13 protein-coding genes and 1 pseudogene are annotated in these 18,517 nt (G+C 57.4%); 10 read left to right on the top strand and 4 right to left on the bottom strand.

Annotated elements, in window-relative coordinates:
- Window positions 1-935 precede the first annotated feature (935 nt).
- Window positions 936-1,884, bottom strand: a pseudogene (locus PR017_RS23600) (IS110 family RNA-guided transposase).
- Window positions 1,885-1,964: 80 nt separating this feature from the next.
- Entirely contained in the window at window positions 1,965-2,240 is a 276-nt protein-coding gene (locus tag PR017_RS28620; RefSeq protein ID WP_423228434.1) for a hypothetical protein, read from the bottom strand.
- 1,597 nt (window positions 2,241-3,837) lie between these two features.
- Between PR017_RS28620 and PR017_RS23590 the strand changes: the two genes are divergently transcribed.
- The 7 genes from PR017_RS23590 to PR017_RS23560 all read left to right on the top strand — a co-directional run bounded on the left by PR017_RS23590 (window position 3,838) and on the right by PR017_RS23560 (window position 12,597).
- Window positions 3,838-4,977, top strand: a complete 1,140-nt coding sequence (locus tag PR017_RS23590) for an RHE_PE00001 family protein (protein ID WP_111219435.1) — start codon at window positions 3,838-3,840, stop codon at window positions 4,975-4,977.
- Between the two features lie 356 nt (window positions 4,978-5,333).
- Complete coding sequence (locus PR017_RS23585; RefSeq protein WP_111219437.1) at window positions 5,334-6,302, top strand: DUF4365 domain-containing protein; 969 nt, start codon at window positions 5,334-5,336, stop codon at window positions 6,300-6,302.
- Between the two features lie 300 nt (window positions 6,303-6,602).
- The gene (locus PR017_RS23580) at window positions 6,603-8,408 is read left to right on the top strand and encodes an HsdM family class I SAM-dependent methyltransferase (RefSeq protein ID WP_111219439.1); all 1,806 of its coding nucleotides are present in this window, start codon (window positions 6,603-6,605) and stop codon (window positions 8,406-8,408) included.
- Window positions 8,409-8,410: 2 nt separating this feature from the next.
- Window positions 8,411-9,496: a BsuBI/PstI family type II restriction endonuclease gene (locus tag PR017_RS23575; RefSeq protein WP_111219441.1), complete on the top strand. Its 1,086-nt coding sequence runs from the start codon at window positions 8,411-8,413 to the stop codon at window positions 9,494-9,496.
- Window positions 9,497-9,674: 178 nt separating this feature from the next.
- Window positions 9,675-10,889, top strand: coding sequence for an IS701 family transposase (locus tag PR017_RS23570; protein ID WP_278332856.1), 1,215 nt, complete (start codon window positions 9,675-9,677; stop codon window positions 10,887-10,889).
- Between the two features lie 293 nt (window positions 10,890-11,182).
- Complete coding sequence (locus PR017_RS23565) at window positions 11,183-12,268, top strand: DUF262 domain-containing protein (RefSeq protein ID WP_111222016.1); 1,086 nt, start codon at window positions 11,183-11,185, stop codon at window positions 12,266-12,268.
- 17 nt (window positions 12,269-12,285) lie between these two features.
- Entirely contained in the window at window positions 12,286-12,597 is a 312-nt protein-coding gene (locus PR017_RS23560; protein WP_111222017.1) for a hypothetical protein, read from the top strand.
- 119 nt (window positions 12,598-12,716) lie between these two features.
- Here PR017_RS23560 and PR017_RS23555 read toward each other — a convergent pair whose 3' ends face one another.
- Window positions 12,717-13,841 carry an IS5 family transposase gene (locus PR017_RS23555; protein ID WP_111222013.1) on the bottom strand — a complete coding sequence of 375 codons (1,125 nt, stop codon included), beginning with the start codon at window positions 13,839-13,841 and terminating at the stop codon, window positions 12,717-12,719.
- Between the two features lie 30 nt (window positions 13,842-13,871).
- On the opposite strand from PR017_RS23555, the gene PR017_RS23550 reads away from it, so the two are divergent.
- The 3 genes from PR017_RS23550 (at window position 13,872) to PR017_RS23540 (ending at window position 15,519) form a co-directional block, all read left to right on the top strand.
- Entirely contained in the window at window positions 13,872-14,567 is a 696-nt protein-coding gene (locus tag PR017_RS23550; protein WP_209188313.1) for a hypothetical protein, read from the top strand.
- 9 nt (window positions 14,568-14,576) lie between these two features.
- Window positions 14,577-15,047, top strand: coding sequence for a hypothetical protein (locus tag PR017_RS23545; protein ID WP_111220977.1), 471 nt, complete (start codon window positions 14,577-14,579; stop codon window positions 15,045-15,047).
- A gap of 100 nt (window positions 15,048-15,147) precedes the next feature.
- Window positions 15,148-15,519, top strand: a complete 372-nt coding sequence (locus tag PR017_RS23540) for a hypothetical protein (protein WP_111220978.1) — start codon at window positions 15,148-15,150, stop codon at window positions 15,517-15,519.
- Between the two features lie 425 nt (window positions 15,520-15,944).
- Here PR017_RS23540 and PR017_RS23535 read toward each other — a convergent pair whose 3' ends face one another.
- Window positions 15,945-18,197 carry an AAA family ATPase gene (locus tag PR017_RS23535; RefSeq protein WP_111220979.1) on the bottom strand — a complete coding sequence of 751 codons (2,253 nt, stop codon included), beginning with the start codon at window positions 18,195-18,197 and terminating at the stop codon, window positions 15,945-15,947.
- Window positions 18,198-18,517: the final 320 nt, after the last annotated feature.

The following is an 18,517-nucleotide window of genomic DNA, read 5'->3' as shown; positions in this document are numbered from 1 at the left end:
TCTGTCCTCTTGACGGTTATGATCACTAAACGAGATCATTACCGTCACGGATGACAGAGAGAGTCCGATTCTTCAAGGGATTTTTCGTTAAGCAGAAATTAACGCGCGTAACTCGCACAAGGACTTTACAATTGTAAAGTTCGGGGACCCGCCGGTACGTCATAGAAGGAGCGTAGGGGCCGGATACCTCTCGCTTCAGCCTAAGCCAATGGATGAGGCTTCAAAAGACACGCGCCGGGTATTGCCGCGCGCTCCATAAGAGATGCCCTGGATAATTCCGCATTAGGGCATCTCCGCCCGGGGCATTTCAATCGACAACTTCCTGAGTGAACCTCGCCCGGCCCTCCGACAATAACTCAAGCAATGCAGAAAGAAAGAACTAAGTTTAGGCAATGAACGCCGCATTGATTGATGTCTCGCATCGGGTCAAAATTAGTTCTATACATTTGGTTGCTGCGTCCGGATGCTTTCGCTTTTCCCTATCCAATCCGGTTGAAGCATAACAAGCGTCCCATTGTTCACTTCGTTGTGCGATCTATGGATTTTCGCCACCACTATCCGGGGCTTTTCGCGTCATATCCAGGGGCCGATGCAGTGTAATAAACGCGGTCTTCGATCCGCATCCAACTGTCTCATACTCGTCCGACCCGGTCCCGTCACGTCCCTCATGGCCTTTAAAAACGTATGGCTCGCCCCGTCTGCAAGCGCTTTATGATCGATGTTTGAACAAGTCTGCGCCAACGTATCCGGTCTCAGGGAAAACCCTGGCCAAGATGGAGCTCCGCGCGTTTCGATCCTCATAACTTCCTCGGCGGCTTGCACCATTTTTTTAACCAGGATTTCGAAATGCCGTTCGACAGTCAGGCCATCTTTCACAACCACATGCAGATATCTTCAGCAGCGTCCGCCAGCGGCGATCGTTGCTGATTATTTGGTTATGCTTGGATTACCGAACCCAAGCCGTCTTCTTTGTAGGGACGGCAGCTTTGCAACACAGCCCACACGATACGCGCTAACTTTGCTGCGAGTGCAACGATCACTTTGTTCTTGTGAGCGCGACCAAGTAGACCCCGTAACCAGTCGCCAAGAGGCGTCGCAGATTTGGAAAGCATTGGAAGAGCTGCGCGCGCGCCGTGGATGATCATCTTTCTTAGATATCCATTTCCTCGTTTGGTGATACCAAGTAATTTCGGTTTCCCCCCGGTTGTTATCTGTCGTGGCACAAGGCCTAGCCAAGCCGCCAGGTCTCTGCCGCGTCCAAAGGTTTGCGCATCCCCAACTGACGCAACCAACGCAGTTGCGTTCAGAGGTCCAATGCCGGGGATAGTGCCTAGAAGCCGGCATGGTGAGGGTTATTGTCCGGCGACTGAGGGCGGGCTTTCCTTCATCGGTTTTCATGTCAAGCCAGATCTCGAGCTTACGACGACCTTGCGGAACGGTAAGGCCGCGCTCCAAGAGGATCGCCCGCAGTTGGTTGATCAAAGCAGTCCGTTCCGCGACGAGACGGTCACGCGCACGGTGGAGGGTCTGCATATCCAACTGGTTTTCGTCCTTGATTTCGACGAAACGCATCGTCGGACGCGTAGCCGCTTCAGCTATTCCCTCTGCGTCGCGGTCATCATTCTTTTGAGCCTTTATGTAAGGACGCACATATTCGGGTGACATCAGACGAACATCATGACCTTGAAGCTGAAGTTGCCGACCAACATGGTGGGCGCCACAGCACGCTTCCATCGCCATTATGCACGTCGGCAGAGTTGAGCTGAGTTTGATGACACCCTCTCGACGCAACCGTCGCCGAAGTACGACTTGCCCACGCTCGTCAAGTCCAACCACACTGCAGCTATTCTTTCCAAGATCAATTCCTAACACAGCTATCTGCATTGCTCTGCTCCTTGTTAAATCTCTTCATGCAAAATGCAAAATGCACGATGTGGGAGGGAGGGGCGAGCCATTCCATAACTTTATCCGCGGATGAACTTCAAAAAAACGGTTGTAAAAGGCTTTGCCGCTCGGCACGGCTTGGAGATGATCCTCGCTCTTCCAAAGCCAAGCAGCAAGACCGCGAGTTTGCGTACCACCGCCGATCGCGCCCGCTTTGGACCCAAACATTTCGCGAACTTCAACTCCCAGCTTCGCAAGGCGCACGGCGCGGTCACCGCTGTCAGGAGACAACCCGCTGCCTCATAGTGATAGTGCCGCAACATATCGTCGCCCTGTTTGGAGATCGAGCCTGTCACATCTCGATCGCCCGACTGGTACTTTGGTGTCAGGCCAACGTAAGAAAGGTGGATCGGCTTTTTCCAAAACGTCGCAGGATTTTCCGCCGCGCCACGAAGGGTAGGGAGGTCAGCGGTCCGACGCTACGCACCACATCAGATGCCAGCACGCTTTGATGCGGCCGTCATTTGCGGCACCTTCTTATTCAGGCGGGCCAATTCCACCGAAACCCCTGCGAGCGTATCAAGAAGTGCCGCAATGCCGATATAAGGATCATCGTGTCGGTTGCAGAAAGATCGCACTTCATCGTCGAATTGCTTACCTTCGGCTCGAGCCAAATTCTTGATGCCGAAAGACCGCAGCAGCCCACGAACTTGTCCATAAAGTCCCGAGTTGGGCCTGATTGTGAACTTGCAAGAAAGAAGCAGATGATGTGATCGATCGATCCGAGGCGCGTGACAATCCGTTCGTTCCAATGGCCGTCAAGGTCGTCGCACTGTTAGGAACTCGCGCTGCGGAAATCATCTTGGCCAGTGGTCATGTGCGACCACACACAAAGGCCGCACATATGGAAGCAAGCGATCCGATCAAATATCTGCAGAAAACACTTGCAAGCGGGGGCCGTCCACATATGGGACGACGAACAGGCCATGTATCGAGATGCCAATTTGAGACGATCTTAATAGCCGAAATGTCAGCGCTCGCGTGAGAGGCGTGCGATATCGTAACGCCGAATGAGTTCCTGCAGGTGATCTCGGGCAGCTTGGGCATCTGAGCGTCACAGGGCCGCCTCCTCGGAGGAGGCCCTCTACACGCGGTCGGACTGCAATCGGGCTGCGATCTCATCTCGACGTGACTCTCGTTCCGATCGAGAATTGACAATTTGCCCAAAGCCGGGTCAATCGTCGCAGTGCTCGATACTAGGGCGCCACCGGCTGCCTTCACCGCTTGGCTATGAGACGCCGGGCAGCGTTTCCTTGGTCACGGCGTCGCCTGGACATCGTGGCGTATCGCGGCCTTCTGCGACGGAGGGGAGAAGACGCGCCATTTCGCCAATGTAAACGACTGGCAAGCCGCCGGCGCACTGTGTCGGACCCGACGATCGAAGGGACCGCTGGTAGCGCAGGTTTTGCCGGTCATTGGCTGGCATACCGCGCGGTGAGGATCGATGTCGCGCTGATCGGGTAGCTAGAGATGGTGGACGACGAATTTCAGCAGCAGCGCCTCGGTCGCGGGACAGGGGAGGGAGGCGCCGGTCGCGGCCAGCGACTAGGCCCGTAGGCGAGGTCGGAGGTAAGCGCGCAGTTGATATGCCCCATGCTCCGTTGACCATTTGGCGCAGCTTTTCGATGTCCTGGTGGGTCAACAGTTCGTCCAGTTTCGTCGGCGCGGCGATCGATGACGGTATTTGAGAGTGACCACACGGTCATAAAACCTGCGGATCGATGGTCTTGACGGCCGATCGATAGTGCACGTATCTAATCCGTTGTTTTGCGATTCAAGTCGACCACCTCCATCGATAAGGGATACTTATCGATGGTTAGAGAGCCGACTACCATTCGTACCATGTGGCGAACTGTAATATTCAGATAGAGTTCCTTTAACAAATCATTTACCATAATTTCATTGGCTTACGATCTCGCGAAAATCAGCATGACAGCGCTTTTGGAGCCGGCTTTTCAAGCGTGTACCGAACTGGCGCGTCTCGATGAGCGCGTCGCCCGCTCACCGGTCGGCCAGGGATGGATCGAGCGATCCCAATTCACCGACGCCTGCGCCTCGCTGTGGATCGACGGCGAACTCGTCCATCTCGAAGACCTCGTCCTCCATGATGACACCCGCGATATTCGCACACCCACCCATGAGCTGACAATCGCCCGCGACGTCCTGCGCACGCGTCGGCGGATCGCCGGCCAATCTTCGGATTGGGCGCTGTCCGCCGACGGTTTGCGGACGCTCCGCCAGACGCCGGAGATTTTGTCGGCTGCCGCGGACGAGGAGGGGACGGCTGCCGCTATCCGGCCCGCCGCCGCAATCGATCCGGAAGGGCCGGCGGAGGATGGTGATGACGGCGAAAATCTTCCCGGCGTCGATTATGCTGCCATCGACGCGCTGCTCGTGCGCTCTGACGCCGCGATCGAGCAGGCGAGGCAGCCCGGGCGGGCCGATACCCGCGAACGAGACCCTCTCGTCTATGATCTCGACTGGGATGAGGACGAGCGGCTGGAGGAATGGCGTGGTGTAGTGCGTCAGGCCGAACATCTGCCGGCGGTACTGCAGGCGGTGGTCGCCCTCGATGCCTGGAACGAGCTTTCGGTCCTTCAGCACGCGCCTTGGCTTGGCCGGCTGTTTTGTGCATCCATCCTGCGTCAGGCCGGCATCACGTCAGGCGCGCATCTCGCCGCCATCAATCTTGGCCTGAAAACTATTCCCGTCGATCGGCGCCGGCATCGCGATCGCGAGACCCGTCTGCTGGCCATCGCCCACGGTCTGATCGCGGCCGCCGAGATCGGCATGAAAGAGCATGACCGCCTGGCACTGGCTCGGACACTGTTGGACCGGAAACTGCAGGGGAGGCGCACTTCCTCGAGGTTGCCGGACCTCATTGAATTGGTGATGGCGAAGCCATTGGTGTCGGCCGGGATGGTGGCCAAGACACTCGACGTCACACCGCAGGCCGCGCGGCGGATCGTTCTGGAACTGGGCTTGCGCGAGATGACGGGGAGGGGGAGGTTTCGGGCGTGGGGAATAATTTAGTTTTGTGGCGACCCATAAGGAATGACTGGGTTCCGGCATTGGCGGAGGCGACTATGCAAATTTGATTGCCCCCACGTTGGGCGCGAAGCTTTCATGACAAAAAAAAGGTGGATCGCGCTGCGGCGCCGTAAACTTGATAATTCAGCGGTTCTATTCTCAGATAGCAATGAAGAACCGTCTTATGTGAATGGAGGGGACATGGGGCTAGAGCATTGGGATCCGAGCGAAAGAGATTCATCCTTACCAAACCAGGACGAACATAACCGGCACGCGCAGCTCTTTCCGTTCGAAATGATTCCCAAGATAGGTGCTAAGTCGACCATCCAGCTATTAATCCAAACGTAAAGGAACGTCGTATGAAACCGCGCGGGAATTTGACTACCGAACGCGCCGGCGTTAACTTTGTACGCATCGCCGTAGAGAGTGCTGGCAGCCTATTTAAGGAGATAAACCTTCAGCACGACTATGGGCACGACGCTACGATCATGCTGGTGATCGATGGCCAGATTCGACCCCGAGAGATCGCGGTACAAATCAAGTCGGGGGTGAGCTATTTGTCGCCGATGAAGTGCACGATACCAGCCTCTGCCGACCATCTCTTCTTTTACGCGGAACACGATCTTGACACCATCGGTATCGTTTTTGATCCCGAACAGCAACGTGCTTGGTGGATCGACTTACGAAAGGCGGCCCGAGAATTCCGGCGCTCGAACAGCCAAACGGGGACATCAATCTCTTTCAAGAAGAGCTTGTGGAATGAATTCAACAAGGAAGATTTCGAGTCAATATTGATGCCAACACTGCTCGGAGAGGCTCCGCGCGCTCCCGTCGATCGCTTATGCACCTGGGTGACATCTGACGATCAGGAGACCCACGACCTCGGTGTCCGCGCAATCAGGGCACGGCACCGCTGTCGATCTGAGACTTGGAGTTGTTTGATTGAAACCTTTCTGGCCAGATCGGCCGACCAGCTGTCAATTGAGGTCGCCATATCGCTGGCTATGTTGTTAGGTCACGACAACATCGGATATTGGGGAAACGAGATCCCGTCTGAAATTCGAGGTCCCGCTATTCGGGAGGTATTGAAATTTGGGCCTCGCGAAATAGCAAAAATTCTCATGATGCTGCCTGACCGAGACTTCGAGCGGCCAAGCCTCGGTTACAGCCTAATGCCACTGTTCGGAAAAGGCGCAGACACGCCGGCAATTTTCGAGGTTATCAGCAAAAGCGAGGTATATTCGGACGAAATACGAGAACTGGCTGGTGACCTGTTGGCCTGGTATCGAAGCGATCCCCATTTCTGGCGTTTCTGGCGACGCGACTGATCGCCCAAAGTGCACCCTGACGCGTTTGGCGCCTTTATTGGAGACCGGATGGATTTTCGCGATCCCCAAAAACTCTGTGAGCGCGCGCTGCTGATGGTAGTGTACTACTCGCGGGCATCCCGGAATAGAATAATATGAAAGTTTGGGTCGCCGGACGGAGCTGCGTTCGATCAAATCACGTTGACGAAGGTGGACGAACATGTTCGACTTGACTAAAGCTCACGGCGCGCGAACCGTTGTCTTATTCATTAAGGCAGATTGCATAAGGTGGCATACAATCAAATGAAAAAGTCCGCGCCCATGATCGTTTCAAAAACCTCTATTGCAGCGCTTGAGACGGGCTCCCCGGCGGATACGCTGAACGCCGCGCGGATTATGGCGCGGGCTCTGGCCGAGGCGACGCCCGAAACGGAGCGGCTCGGCCTCGCGCGGGCTTTCTGCTACCGGCTGGTCGCTGCCTGGTGGTCTTCCATCACGGAGAACGACAGAAAATTTCCGCTCCGTCCCTTCCTTTCGCCGGTTCCCTATCTCGATCATCTGCCGGACCCTGCTGCAGCCTCGGCAGACAGCATTGGCAGCGCAGCGGCCACCTTCGATCCAGAAACCGCAGCCTATGCGATCGGCCTGACTTATACCGGCATGTTGCCGTCGTCTTTCCGCGCGTCGTTTGGCGTCTTTTATACCCCGCCGCCTTTGACCGCGCGTATGCTCGACCAGGCGACGAATGCCGGCGTCGACTGGAAATCCTGCCGGGTACTTGATCCTGCATGCGGGGGAGGAGCTTTCCTTGCCCCTGCGGCCCGGCGCATCCTTGATGCCCTGCCTGACGTTACCCCGGCGATCCTCGTCGAGAATATCGGCAGCAGGCTGCGCGGCTATGAAATAGATTCCTTCGCTGCCTGGCTGTCGCAGGTAACGCTTGACGCCGTGATGCTGCCGGTCTGCCGCAAGGCGGGCCGCAGCCTGCCTGTTGTTGTGACGGTATGCGACACGTTGAAACGTCGTCCCCCGCAGGCGCGCGACCGTTTCGACCTCGTGATCGGCAACCCGCCCTATGGCCGCGTCAAGCTTGACACAGAAGTGCGCGAGCGGTTCAAGCGAAGCCTCTACGGTCATGCCAATCTCTACGGCCTTTTCACCGATCTTGCTTTGTCACATGTGAAGCAGGGCGGCGTGCTTGCTTATGTAACGCCGACCAGCTTCCTCGCCGGCGAATATTTCAAGAATCTCCGCAGCCTCATCGGCCGCCAGGCGCAGCCTGTGACGGCCGACTTCGTCGCGCTCCGCAAAGGCGTTTTTGAGGGCGTGTTGCAGGAAACGCTCCTGACAACCTACAGGCAGGTGGGAGGCAGAGCACAGGCGCAGGCCTTCGAGGTCATGACCGGCCCAAACGACACCCTGACGATTTCTCCAGCCGGTCCGTTCGTCCTGCCCGACGATGCCTCGCAACCCTGGCTTCTACCCCGCACGCCCCAACAGGCTGTCTTGATAGAGCGCCTTCGCGAGATGCCACACCGTCTTGCCGACTGGGGCTACGGCGTCTCCACCGGGCCACTCGTGTGGAACCGATTCAAGCCACAACTGCAGAGCAGGCCAGGCAAGAGCCGGTTGCCATTGATCTGGGCAGAATCCATCACCGCTGACGGCCAATTCATCTTCCGAGCGGAGAAGAAGAACCACGAGCCGTATTTCCTGCCCAAGGCCGGGGACGAGTGGCTCATCACCCGCGAGCCCTGCGTCCTGTTGCAGAGGACCACTGCCAAAGAGCAGAACCGGAGGCTGATCGCGGCAGCATTGCCGGAAGAATTCATCGCCAAACACGGCGCGGTGGTGATCGAAAACCATCTGAACATGGTTCGGCCGATCATACAAAAACCCGTAATTTCACCAGACGTGATTGCGGTTTTCCTCAACAGCGCAGCAGCCGACAGCGCGTTTCGCTGCGTCAGCGGCAGCGTCGCCGTGTCCGCGTATGAGCTGGAGTCGATCCCGTTACCTGACCCGGTGGCGTTAAAACCCCTTGCCGCCCTTATCAAGCGAGGCGCTGCCAAATCGATGCTCGAAGCCGAGTGCGACCGACTCTATGGCATGGCGGGCGTAGTCTGAAGATGGCAGGCGTACCAATCTACGTTCCCTGGACGCTGGTCGCCGAGCGGCTGCCGCTGATTTTTCCGGAAGGCACGCCCAACCGGGGTTACTGCATTCGCGAAATGGCGGCGAAAACAATCTTTGTGGCGCTGTATATCTCTGCGGTTGAGGGTTCGGACCGATACCTTGGGCCGGCCCATGTCTATCGTATGACCAACCAACAGGCGGCGCTTGCCGACCAGACCGATCGCGATGCCTATGTGAGGTTGCTGCGGCAGAAGAATGGGCTGCCATCCGGCGATCGCTGGTATGCGGACAACAGCCGCGAGCCGATCCGGGACGAGACGCTGCGCGAGGGGCTGGTTGCAATTGGGGCGGTCTTGAAGCGCGAAGACCTACCGACCACATCTGGCCTGCCGCGCTACCAGCTCAAAACCGATTTTGCGGCGCTGTTCGATCCGGTGCTCGAGGGCGAAGCCCTCGAAACTGCCATTGCCGCATTCCAAACCACGCATCTCAGCAAACTCGCGCTGGCCCGCGTGTCTATCATGCTTTCTGGTGCAGCCGGCGGGGGCGCCGGCGTGCTGGTGACGTTTCCGAACAAGGAAACGCGTAACCTGGCCCCGGGCCCAAGCTCCATTATTTCGAAAGCAGTCGTAGAAGAGTTCGCGCCGCGGTTCCTTGGACAGCCCGCGGTTCTCTGGCTCAGCGAGAGCGGTAACAAGGTCGTTGCCAAAGACGACAAGCTAGCTTCCGCGATTGGACTGAAGATCGAGGCTGACAAAAACCTGCCGGACTTGATCCTAGTCGATCTGTCGGGCGCGCACCCTCTGCTCGTATTCGTCGAAGTCGTGGCGACCGACGGTCCAATCACGGACCGCAGGCGGGAAGCGCTCTACCAGCTGACCGACGCTGCAGGCTTCCCGCGCGAGCAGGTTACGTTCCTGACTGCCTACCAGGATCGAGAGTCGTCCGGATTCCGCAAAACTGTCTCGGCCCTTTCTTGGGGTTCGTTCGCGTGGTTCCTTTCAGAGCCGGCGCAGATCGTTGTCATGCGCGACGGCGCGGATGGCGGCGCGACGCTTGGCAATCTCTCGAAAATCTGACGAGCCTGACCAGAGCGCCACCCGAGGCCTTCTGCAGCCACGCGTATTCAAGAGATTTTTCTTGAGCCATGTAGTTTGTCACGCGGCGTTCAGGCGAGGTACACGCTCGGCCGCCCCGCGTTGCACAGCCTAACATTACAGTTGCGTATTTTTACAAGTTCTGAATCTATAGGCCTCCATGATTCGGAGGTCATGGATGATGGGTGCATCGATCGAGACAACGTTGGAACTTTGGGCATCGTCGCTGCGTGAAGTTAAGGCGCGTATGCGCGGATTGTTTACGCAGGAGCGCGTTGCAGCATCTGCGAACCTTTTCCTGGACGGCTTGTTAGGTGATGAGCGCCGTAAGACAGGTTGGATGCGCGCTGAGGCGGCTGGCGATCCTGGTCCGTGGCGACAGCAAGCCATCTTGGGTCGTGGACGCTGGGACGCAGACGGACTTCGCGACATTGTGCGCGAGTATGTTGTGGAGCACCTTGCCACAGATGATGCGGTCCTGGTCATTGATGAGACCGGCTTCCTCAAGCAGGGCAAGACATCTTGCGGTGTTTCACGTCAATATACAGGGTCAGCGGGCAAGGTAACGAACTGCCAAATCGGTGTGTTCACCGCCTATGTTTCCGATCGTGGTCATGCCTTTATCGATCGAGCCTTGTACTTGCCAAAGAGTTGGACCAGCGATCCGGCAAGGGTTGCCGCCGCTCATGTTCCTGAAGCTGTAGCCTTCGCTACCAAGCCTGCCCTCGCTGTCGATATGATTCGGCGGGCGCTGACAGCCAAAGTGCCGTTTTCATGGGTGGCAGCAGATGCGGTGTATGGCGTCGGAGACGTCGAAGGAGCGCTGCGCCGAGCCTGCAAAGGTTACGTTCTTGGGGTTAAATCCGACCATCATTTTGGCGCTTGGTCTGGTAAGCCTTTCGTCGCAGGAACCGCTCTTGAGATTGCCCGTGATCTCGATCCGGCTGCATGGCATCGCCTTTCCGCTGGCGATGGCACAAAAGGCGCGCGGCTTCATGACTGGGCCTACTGCGAACTGGTCGATCTCGATGCCGACGAATACAGTGATACGCAAACCGGGCTTTGGACGCGCGGCTTGTTGATCCGGCGCAATATCAGCGATGGCGACCTCGCATTCTTCACGACTTGGTGCCCGGCCGGAACAGGCATTCAGACGCTCGTATCCGTCGAAGGTCACCGTTGGGCAATCGAAGATAGCTTCGAGACAGCCAAGAACGAACTCGGCCTCGATCATAACGAGACCCGCTCGTGGCATGGCTGGCATCGCCATGTGTCGCTCGTCATGCTCGCCTTCGCAATGATGGCTGTGATCCGATATCGCGCCAATAATGCGGCACCCCAAAAAAGACTGAGGATGCCGACCATCACGATCTGATCCGCTGGTCCATCCAAGAGGTCCGACGCATTGCGAATAAGCTTGCCCAGCGGCGTATAAAGCCCGCCCACATCATCGCATGGTCATGTTGGAGACGAGCGCATCAAGCTGCCGCACGACGCGCTCATTTGAAACTAAAACTGCAACTGTAATGCTAATTACCGTCAAACAATGCGGTATCTGCAACTTTTTCCCCGGATTCATACCTGATCGCCAGCTTGACGGGTAGAGCAGCGACAACGTACGCTCAGTCTGGACACCCTCCATAACAAGCTCCCCGGAATTATGATCGCATGGCCAGATCCCTTACAACGCAAGATATCAGCTGGTTTCTGGACCTGAATGAGAAGGGTCAGCTTGACCTGAATCCACCTTACCAGCGCAAAAGCGTCTGGTCGCCGCGGGACAAGCGATATTTCATAGACACCATCCTCAACAACTATCCGGCTCCGCCGGTTTTTCTTCACAAATCTCTGAGCGAAAACGGCCGGGCGACTTACCATGTGGTGGATGGCAAGCAACGGCTGCAAACCATCATCGATTTCGCGACGAACAAAGTTAGAATTCCTGACGACTTCTCCGATTTGAACCTTCAGCGCAAGCGCTGGGACGATCTGGAGCGCGGCACGCGCGAGCGCTTCTGGAATTACGTGCTGATCGTCGAAATGCTCCCGGATACGGGCGATGCGGCGCTTAAGAATACATTCGAGCGGATCAACCGCAATTCCAGGAAGCTTACCGAGCAGGAGATGCGCCACGCCCGCTATGATGGATGGCTGATTTCGCTCGCCGAGGCTGAAGCGGAAAAGCAGGAATGGAAAGATTTCGGGATCGTCACGACGGCTCGCGCCAAGCGAATGTCGGATGTCCAGTTCATTTCAGAGCTGATCTACATCCTGCTTAAGGACGCGATTACCGGCTTCGACCAGGATGCGCTCAATGAATTTTATGCCGAATACGAGGATACGAGCGAACTCCCCGAATTCGTCGAGGATGACATTATGGCCAAGCTTGAAAGGGTAAAGGGGCACGTCCGCTCGCTTCTCGCTTTGAAGGGTGAGCTAAGGGATCAGATTAAGGTTCAAAGTCACTTCTACACTTTGTGGGCTTACTTCGTTCTCCAGGAAAAACGCCTACTGCCAATTGCGGACTTTGCGGACAAGTACGAATCGTTCCTCGCTCAGGTTTCTCTAGCCGTCGCAAACAGCCTGCCCGCCTCGGACGGCAGTGAGGAGGGTGAGGTCGCCCGTCAGCTGATCCTGGAGTATGCAACGAATGTACGCGGCGCTTCCACGGATCTAGCGCCTCGTGCCAAGCGGCAGCGCAGCCTGACGGCGGTCATCCACGGGCTAGAGGCCGCGCCCGATGAAAATAATTAAGACGGTACGGGACCTACATGCCGAAAGCGATGAGCGGTACAGGCGGCTGGCGGCTGGCGGCTGAAGTCCAGCTCTTTCTAAAGGAGGAAGCTGAAAAGCAGGGCTGGTTTTTTGTATCGCGGCTGAAGGAGCTCGAGAGCTTCGCTTTGAAGATCGAGACGGGGAGGGTGCCCGAGCCGGCGAAGCTTGAGGATTTTTTTGCCTGCACGCTTGTCGTGCCTACACTGGCTCACATCGAGGTCGCGGAAAATGCTGTTCTCAGCCACTACGATCTGTCGGCGCGCAGGCCCCCTGACGACAGCAAGACCTTTAACAGGCTGCGGAAATAGCGACAATTTCCCGCCGATCCTCGGTAGATGTCTCGAGACGAGCCGTTATGAGGCTTCTTCAGCGGCCTTGTCGGCCCATTTTGTCGTAATCCGCCTGGTTCGGCGAATTCCGGGCGCGATTATGCCGTCGTCAGCAGCTTCGGCAGCCTCACCAGATTATAAGCGGTGGCTGTTAGGGTGAACATCCAGCCAACGCGATCCTTTCCACGATGGCGGGTCTTGCGCATTCCGCCGCTGGTCTTGGCCCAGCCGAACACTTCTTCGATACGCTTGCGGATACGCTGACTGACACCGTAGCCGGGATGATGGGTGGTCCGACCATCAATTGCCGAGCGTCGGTTCGTCGTGTTCTGGGCGACGTGTGGCGTCACCTTTGCGTCCCGCAAGGCTTCGACGAAGTCGGCCGTATCGTAGGCTTTGTCTGCAGCCAATGTGATGCGGTGACGACCATCCATGCGGCCCACCATATCCAGAGCTGCCTCGCGCTCTGCTGTTCCACTCGCATGGGTCAGCGTGGCGTCGACAACCAGGCCGTTGCGGTTTTCCATTGTGACGTGACCCATGTGGTAAAGCTTGGCCGCCTGGCCACGGGCCTTCTTGTAAAGCCTGGCATCCTGGTCGGTGGTCGACGCATGGGTTGCGTTGCTGCGCTTCTCGCCGTGGAAATCGCGCTCAGAGTTGCGGCCTGCGGCCTTTGGCGGCTGTTTCCCTTCAGCGCCAGAGCCGCTGTCGTCAGTGTCGCTACCATCTGCGCCGTCCTTGGGTTTGAAGCTCTTCATGCTGGCCCACGCTTCAATCAAGGTGCCGTCCACCGAGAAGTGGTCGTCTGACAGCAATGCCTTAACCCGCGGCTGGCTCAGCAACGCGGCCAGAAACTTGGCGGCGATGTCGCCAGCCAAGAGCCGCTCACGGTTTTTGGTGAACACGGTGACGTCCCAGATCGGCGCGTCCATCGACAAGCCGACGAACCAGCGGAACAGCAGATTGTAGTCCATCTGCTCCATAAGCTGACGCTCCGAGCGGATCGTGTAGAAGGCCTGCAACAACAAAGCGCGCAGCAACTTCTCCGGCGGGATCGACGGCCGGCCGATCGCTGAATACATCCCCTCGAAATCCGGGGACAGAACTTCCAGCGCCTCGTCTACGAGGGCACGGATCGGCCGCAGCGGATGGTTTGCCGGAACGCGGGCTTCGCAGCTTACATAAGAAAACAGACCCGCCGTCTGGTCATCACTGCCGCGCATGTCCTGCTCCCGCCAATCAATCACCCAGGCATGGAATCACGGCAGTCCGCTCACAGCAAGGGCCTTTTTCCGCATCCTGTTAAGGAGTCCTCGGATTTCAAATTCGACGACCTTCGGCTTTACGTTGCGAAGAGACCCAGCCAGACCGGTAAAAACCTCGATCTCGACGGCATCGTTTTTGAGGTTCAGATCAAGACGGTTCTGCAGCATGCATGGAGCCTCGCGACGCACGACCTGATCTATAAAAGCGACACTGTCAGCTGGCCCAGAGAACGCATCGCGTACCAAGTTAAGGCGATGCTGGAGCATGCGGAAATCGCGATCGCCGAAGCCAACCGGCTTGCGGACGCGCCGGCCGTCGCGAAAAAGGACGAACTCACGACCGAGACGCTGAAACTGATCGAGCAAATCAGGGCGCAATGGTCGCCGGAGCGCCTTCCGCGGGACATCAAACGTCTCGCGGACACGACCCAGAAAATGTTTAAGGCGCTCCGTCTGGACGTCGATCAGCTGACGCCGATTCTCGCGGCGGAGAAGCAGCGGGTCGGGATGTTGCCGAACGATATTTCACCATACGCTTTCATTGTTCAGGCGCTCGCCCATAGCACTTCTTTCGATTTTCGGGCTGCGTTGAACAAGGCGAAAAGGATGAAAATCCTGGTGCATGGAGGAATGGATCTGCCAGCGTGGATGAGCGACGAGCACCCTAAAATCTTACGGGTTTAGTGAGGATGTATGCGCAGAAATGAGATTGGAGATGAGCTGAAGGACCTCGCATTCGACTTCCTGTATTTCTTCGCTCGTTTCGAATTCGCTCTCAAAGCCAACGGCTATCTGAAGAAAACAGAACCTGGTCAGCCGGCGGAGGCAGGATGGGTAGCGTTTCGCGAGCGCTGGAAAGATGGATACAAGCTGACGGAATCCGCCGAAGCCTTGATTGAAGCTAACCCAAAAAAGCAGATGGTCGGCGAGGACGGATCACTTGAGTTCCGGCCCGCTACTGTCGCAGATAACACCTCGGATCTGGAGCGCGTCGTCATCCTCTGCAACGTCGTACGCAATAATCTCTTCCACGGCGGGAAAAGCAGCAACGACGGTTTCGACAGTCCCGAGCGTACGAAGCTGTTGCTGTCCTTGGTTCTCGGTGTCCTAGGGGAGCTGGCTGAGGCCTGTGACCTCCGGCCCGACTACAGCGGCTATTATTGATTGGCCGAAAATCGCCAGTCATCGGCCGTATTTGTCCCTTGCATCGTTACGGGCGACAATTCTGATGCTGTGATTTATCGCTTAACACAGGAACCCAAGCATGACCGAACCGCGCTATGTCACGAAAAATTCTCCGTGCGTCGATCAGACGACGGATGAGATAGCAGTCTATTATCGCGCGGCAAAGGCGGGCGATGCGGCCGTGGTCCGGCAGACGCAGGGCCATGTGCTACAATATGCCATAACAGCCGTTGAAGGCACCAATCCGGCGCGCGGGCGAATCTATATCGGGCAGTTCGGGGCGTTCTATACGAAGCACGGCAAAAACTGCTTCGAGCCGAAGGGACAAAGCTCGCTGGTCGTTCCGACGCCGGAGGTCCTTGCCTGGGCTGAGGAGCATCCACGGGGCGAGGTTGGCTATGTTTGGTATCGGTTTGAAGGATATCAGGCTCTCTTCTCGAAGCCTAGCTGAAACCTCTCTAGTCCTTTGAGAACGCGCTTGGGTGTTCTTATTGTGTTCTTTGGTATGCTAGACTGCCTGGATGAGAAATATCCCTTGTCCACCACGATTGAAGACGCGCTTGCCCGGCCTCTGTCCGCCTATCGCGGGACAAGGCAAGAGAATTACTCGAATGGCTTCAATATCGAGAACCGCTGCCGCTGCGGACGGCTACCTGCTATCCTGCGCACCTGATGGTGATGCGCCACGGGGACCGATCCCTTAGCTACGCGCTCAAAGCGTTTCGGGGCAAGCGCTGCGGCGCCCGGCTCCAGATTCAGCATCAAAGAAGCCTGGAGTGGCGGTGAATTGAAGGGGATCGCTTGTGGCACCGGAAAACACCGGCCATTCGGAGATCGTCCGGCCCGGGCGGGGAACGCGCCAGACCGGACGGAATGTCAGCATCCGCCAACGATTGCGATGGTGCGCTGCGCGTAGGTCCGGACCTCGTCATCGACGAAGGCGACATTGGGGTCGTGATGGAACGGCGCCGTATACTGGTTGATGTCGTCCAGATCGTTATATTGGGAAGTCAACGGATGGTTGGCGTCGCCGCGGATGATCGCCAGCATGTCCCCGAGCCATTTTCCGTCCATGATCTGGTTGGGAAACCGGTAGCGGATATATTTTTCCAGCAGCGGCCGCATCGCGGTCCGCATCTCGCGGGCGTTGTCGTTGCGGCCCTCAGCGAACTCCTGAAGAAGCATATGGTCCTGGAGATAGCCTTCCTTCACTTCCCAAGCGATGTCCCACGGTTCGATGGACGAGCCGCTAAACGTCCCGGAAATCTGCATGGTCGCGCAGGGTACTCCATGAATGAGGCCGCGCACGCCTTCCAGGAAGAACTTGTCGTGGCTCAGAACGATCGTCTGCGCCGCCTCGCCGCCGGTCCTGACGATCTCCTTCGCGGTCATGGCGCGGCGGAAATCGTCGAGGCTTGTGAAAGGATCGTCGAACACGACCAGCTTGCGGGAAAGATCCGGGTCGCGCTTCAGCTGCGCCAGGAAGAATGCCAGCGCAAATGTGTTCTTGTCGCCGGCGCTCATTGTCGTGTCGAACCCGGGATCATTCGCGCCGTTCCTCGTCACGTCGACGTCGTTGGTGTCGAACCGCAGGCAATAGGTCGACTGCGGTACTTTCCCGACATAATTCTTGCCACACTGAGCCAGTCTGAAGCCAGCCCCGAACGTAGCCAGGATCTTGTTGATGTCGGCTTCATACGCCCCAAGGATTTCTTCATCGTAGGCGTCGAGTGCCTTCTTCTTTGCATCCTTGTTGTCGACGAGGGCTTTTTTTTCATCCAGTAGTTTCTGGTAGCCCGTTGCGAGCGTCAGCACGGGCTCGGCATGCCGCTTCTGGACGGCTTCCAGTCCCGCGAGGGTCGCTTCGACGGCCGCTTTGTTCGCGGCGGCGCTTCCGTCTTTCACCGCCTGGATGAGCTGGTTCGCAGCTGCGAATCCTGCCGACGTGGCGTCAAGTTCCGCAACGGTCGAAGACCATTTGGCGCTTGCCTCGATGAAGTCGGCCGACGTGGCGACAGGCTCCAGCGGAGAATCCATCTTCTGCTCCAACAGGGCTTTCGCTGTCCGCAGGAGCGTCTTTACCTCTGCTACGATCCGTGTCCCTGCTTCCGGCGCGTGGTACTCGTGGTCGCAATAGCCTTTCCAGAACGCGGCGTCGGTCTCTACGTCTTTGAAAGCCTGCTCGCATTTAAGCGCGGCTGCGTCTGAGAGGCCGCTGCTCAGCGCCTTGTCCATGCCGGCGATGGCCTTCTTGTGGTCCGCATACGCTTCGCTGAAATAGCCGCGATAGGCGGCTACCAGCTCATTGTTCGACAGTGCCGTGGCGCAGAACGGGCAGTTGTCGCCGACGGCATGTTTCAGGCCTTCGGCGAGCCAGCTCTCACCGCCTTCGTGAAAGCCATGTGCCGCGATGTGGCTTTTTACGCGCCCGGCGGCATCGGCTGCGATCCCGTCGACTCCCTTCAGGAGGAGAGCCGCAAAACCTTCCGGCAATGCCGGCAAAGCGGACACGCTTAAGAGCTTGCGGGATTTAATGGCGTCTGAGTCGTTGATGGCTTTTAGCGTCCGCTTGGCGTCCTCGATTTTTGCAGCCACTGCCGCATCTGCGACGAGCTTCAGGAATGCCTCAAGCTTCATGCCTTTCGGCACATGCTGCTCAAGCACCTTTTTCTCGTTCGCGATTTCACCTTGCTTTGCGGTGGCGTCAGCATCAAGCCTGTCGACCTCTTCGGCAAGCGCGACTCCTGTCGGACCTACGACGATCCGATAGAAATTGCGGCGATGCTCGACGTCGATCTGGTCTCCTCCATGCACATTTTCAGTAACGAACTGCTGATCGAAAATGTGGATGTCCGGCCGGGGAGCGGTCCAGGCGCCATTCGAAAATCGCACGAGTCCTGAGTCGAGCAGCAACCCAATCTCGGGATTGGAGGTTGCCTTAAATGTCTTGCGGCGCGTGACCAGCCTCGGATCGTTGAGCTGAAGCGACCGCAGGACCGCGCACAGCGTCGTCTTGCCGCGACCATTGCCGCCGTAAATCAGTGTGAACTCCTCGTAACTGCCGCCCCCGATCCGCGCCGATTTGAATCGCCCTACATTTTTGATCTCGGTAATTTTTTTTAGAAACACGTTTTCCCCCTACTCACCGTCTTCAAATTTGAAGACCGCTGCAATTCCCCGGTGCCAGGGTATTGCCTTGACGTGCCGAGCGCCAGCCCAGTTCGCGGTGAAAGTGTATTCGTCACCGGCCCGCATCTCGATTGAGAGCACCGTTTGGCGCAGGGTGTACCTGCTCCGCCACCCTTCGAATCGCTACCGTCTCGCTCCTACTTGCTCCATCCCTCAATCTCGCGCAGACCCAGAACGGGTCCGACCTGTGGCTGGTGAGTTGTCTTGGCTTGCCCGCATGATCTCCAGAACGGATGGGCCATTCGGCTTGCCCTGGCAGC

This window comes from Rhizobium tumorigenes (assembly GCF_003240565.2).
GTDB classification, from domain to species: Bacteria; Pseudomonadota; Alphaproteobacteria; order Rhizobiales; family Rhizobiaceae; genus Rhizobium; species Rhizobium tumorigenes.
The sequence above is the reverse complement of the archived record's forward strand: the minus strand, read 5'-3'. Positions and strand labels throughout refer to the sequence as shown.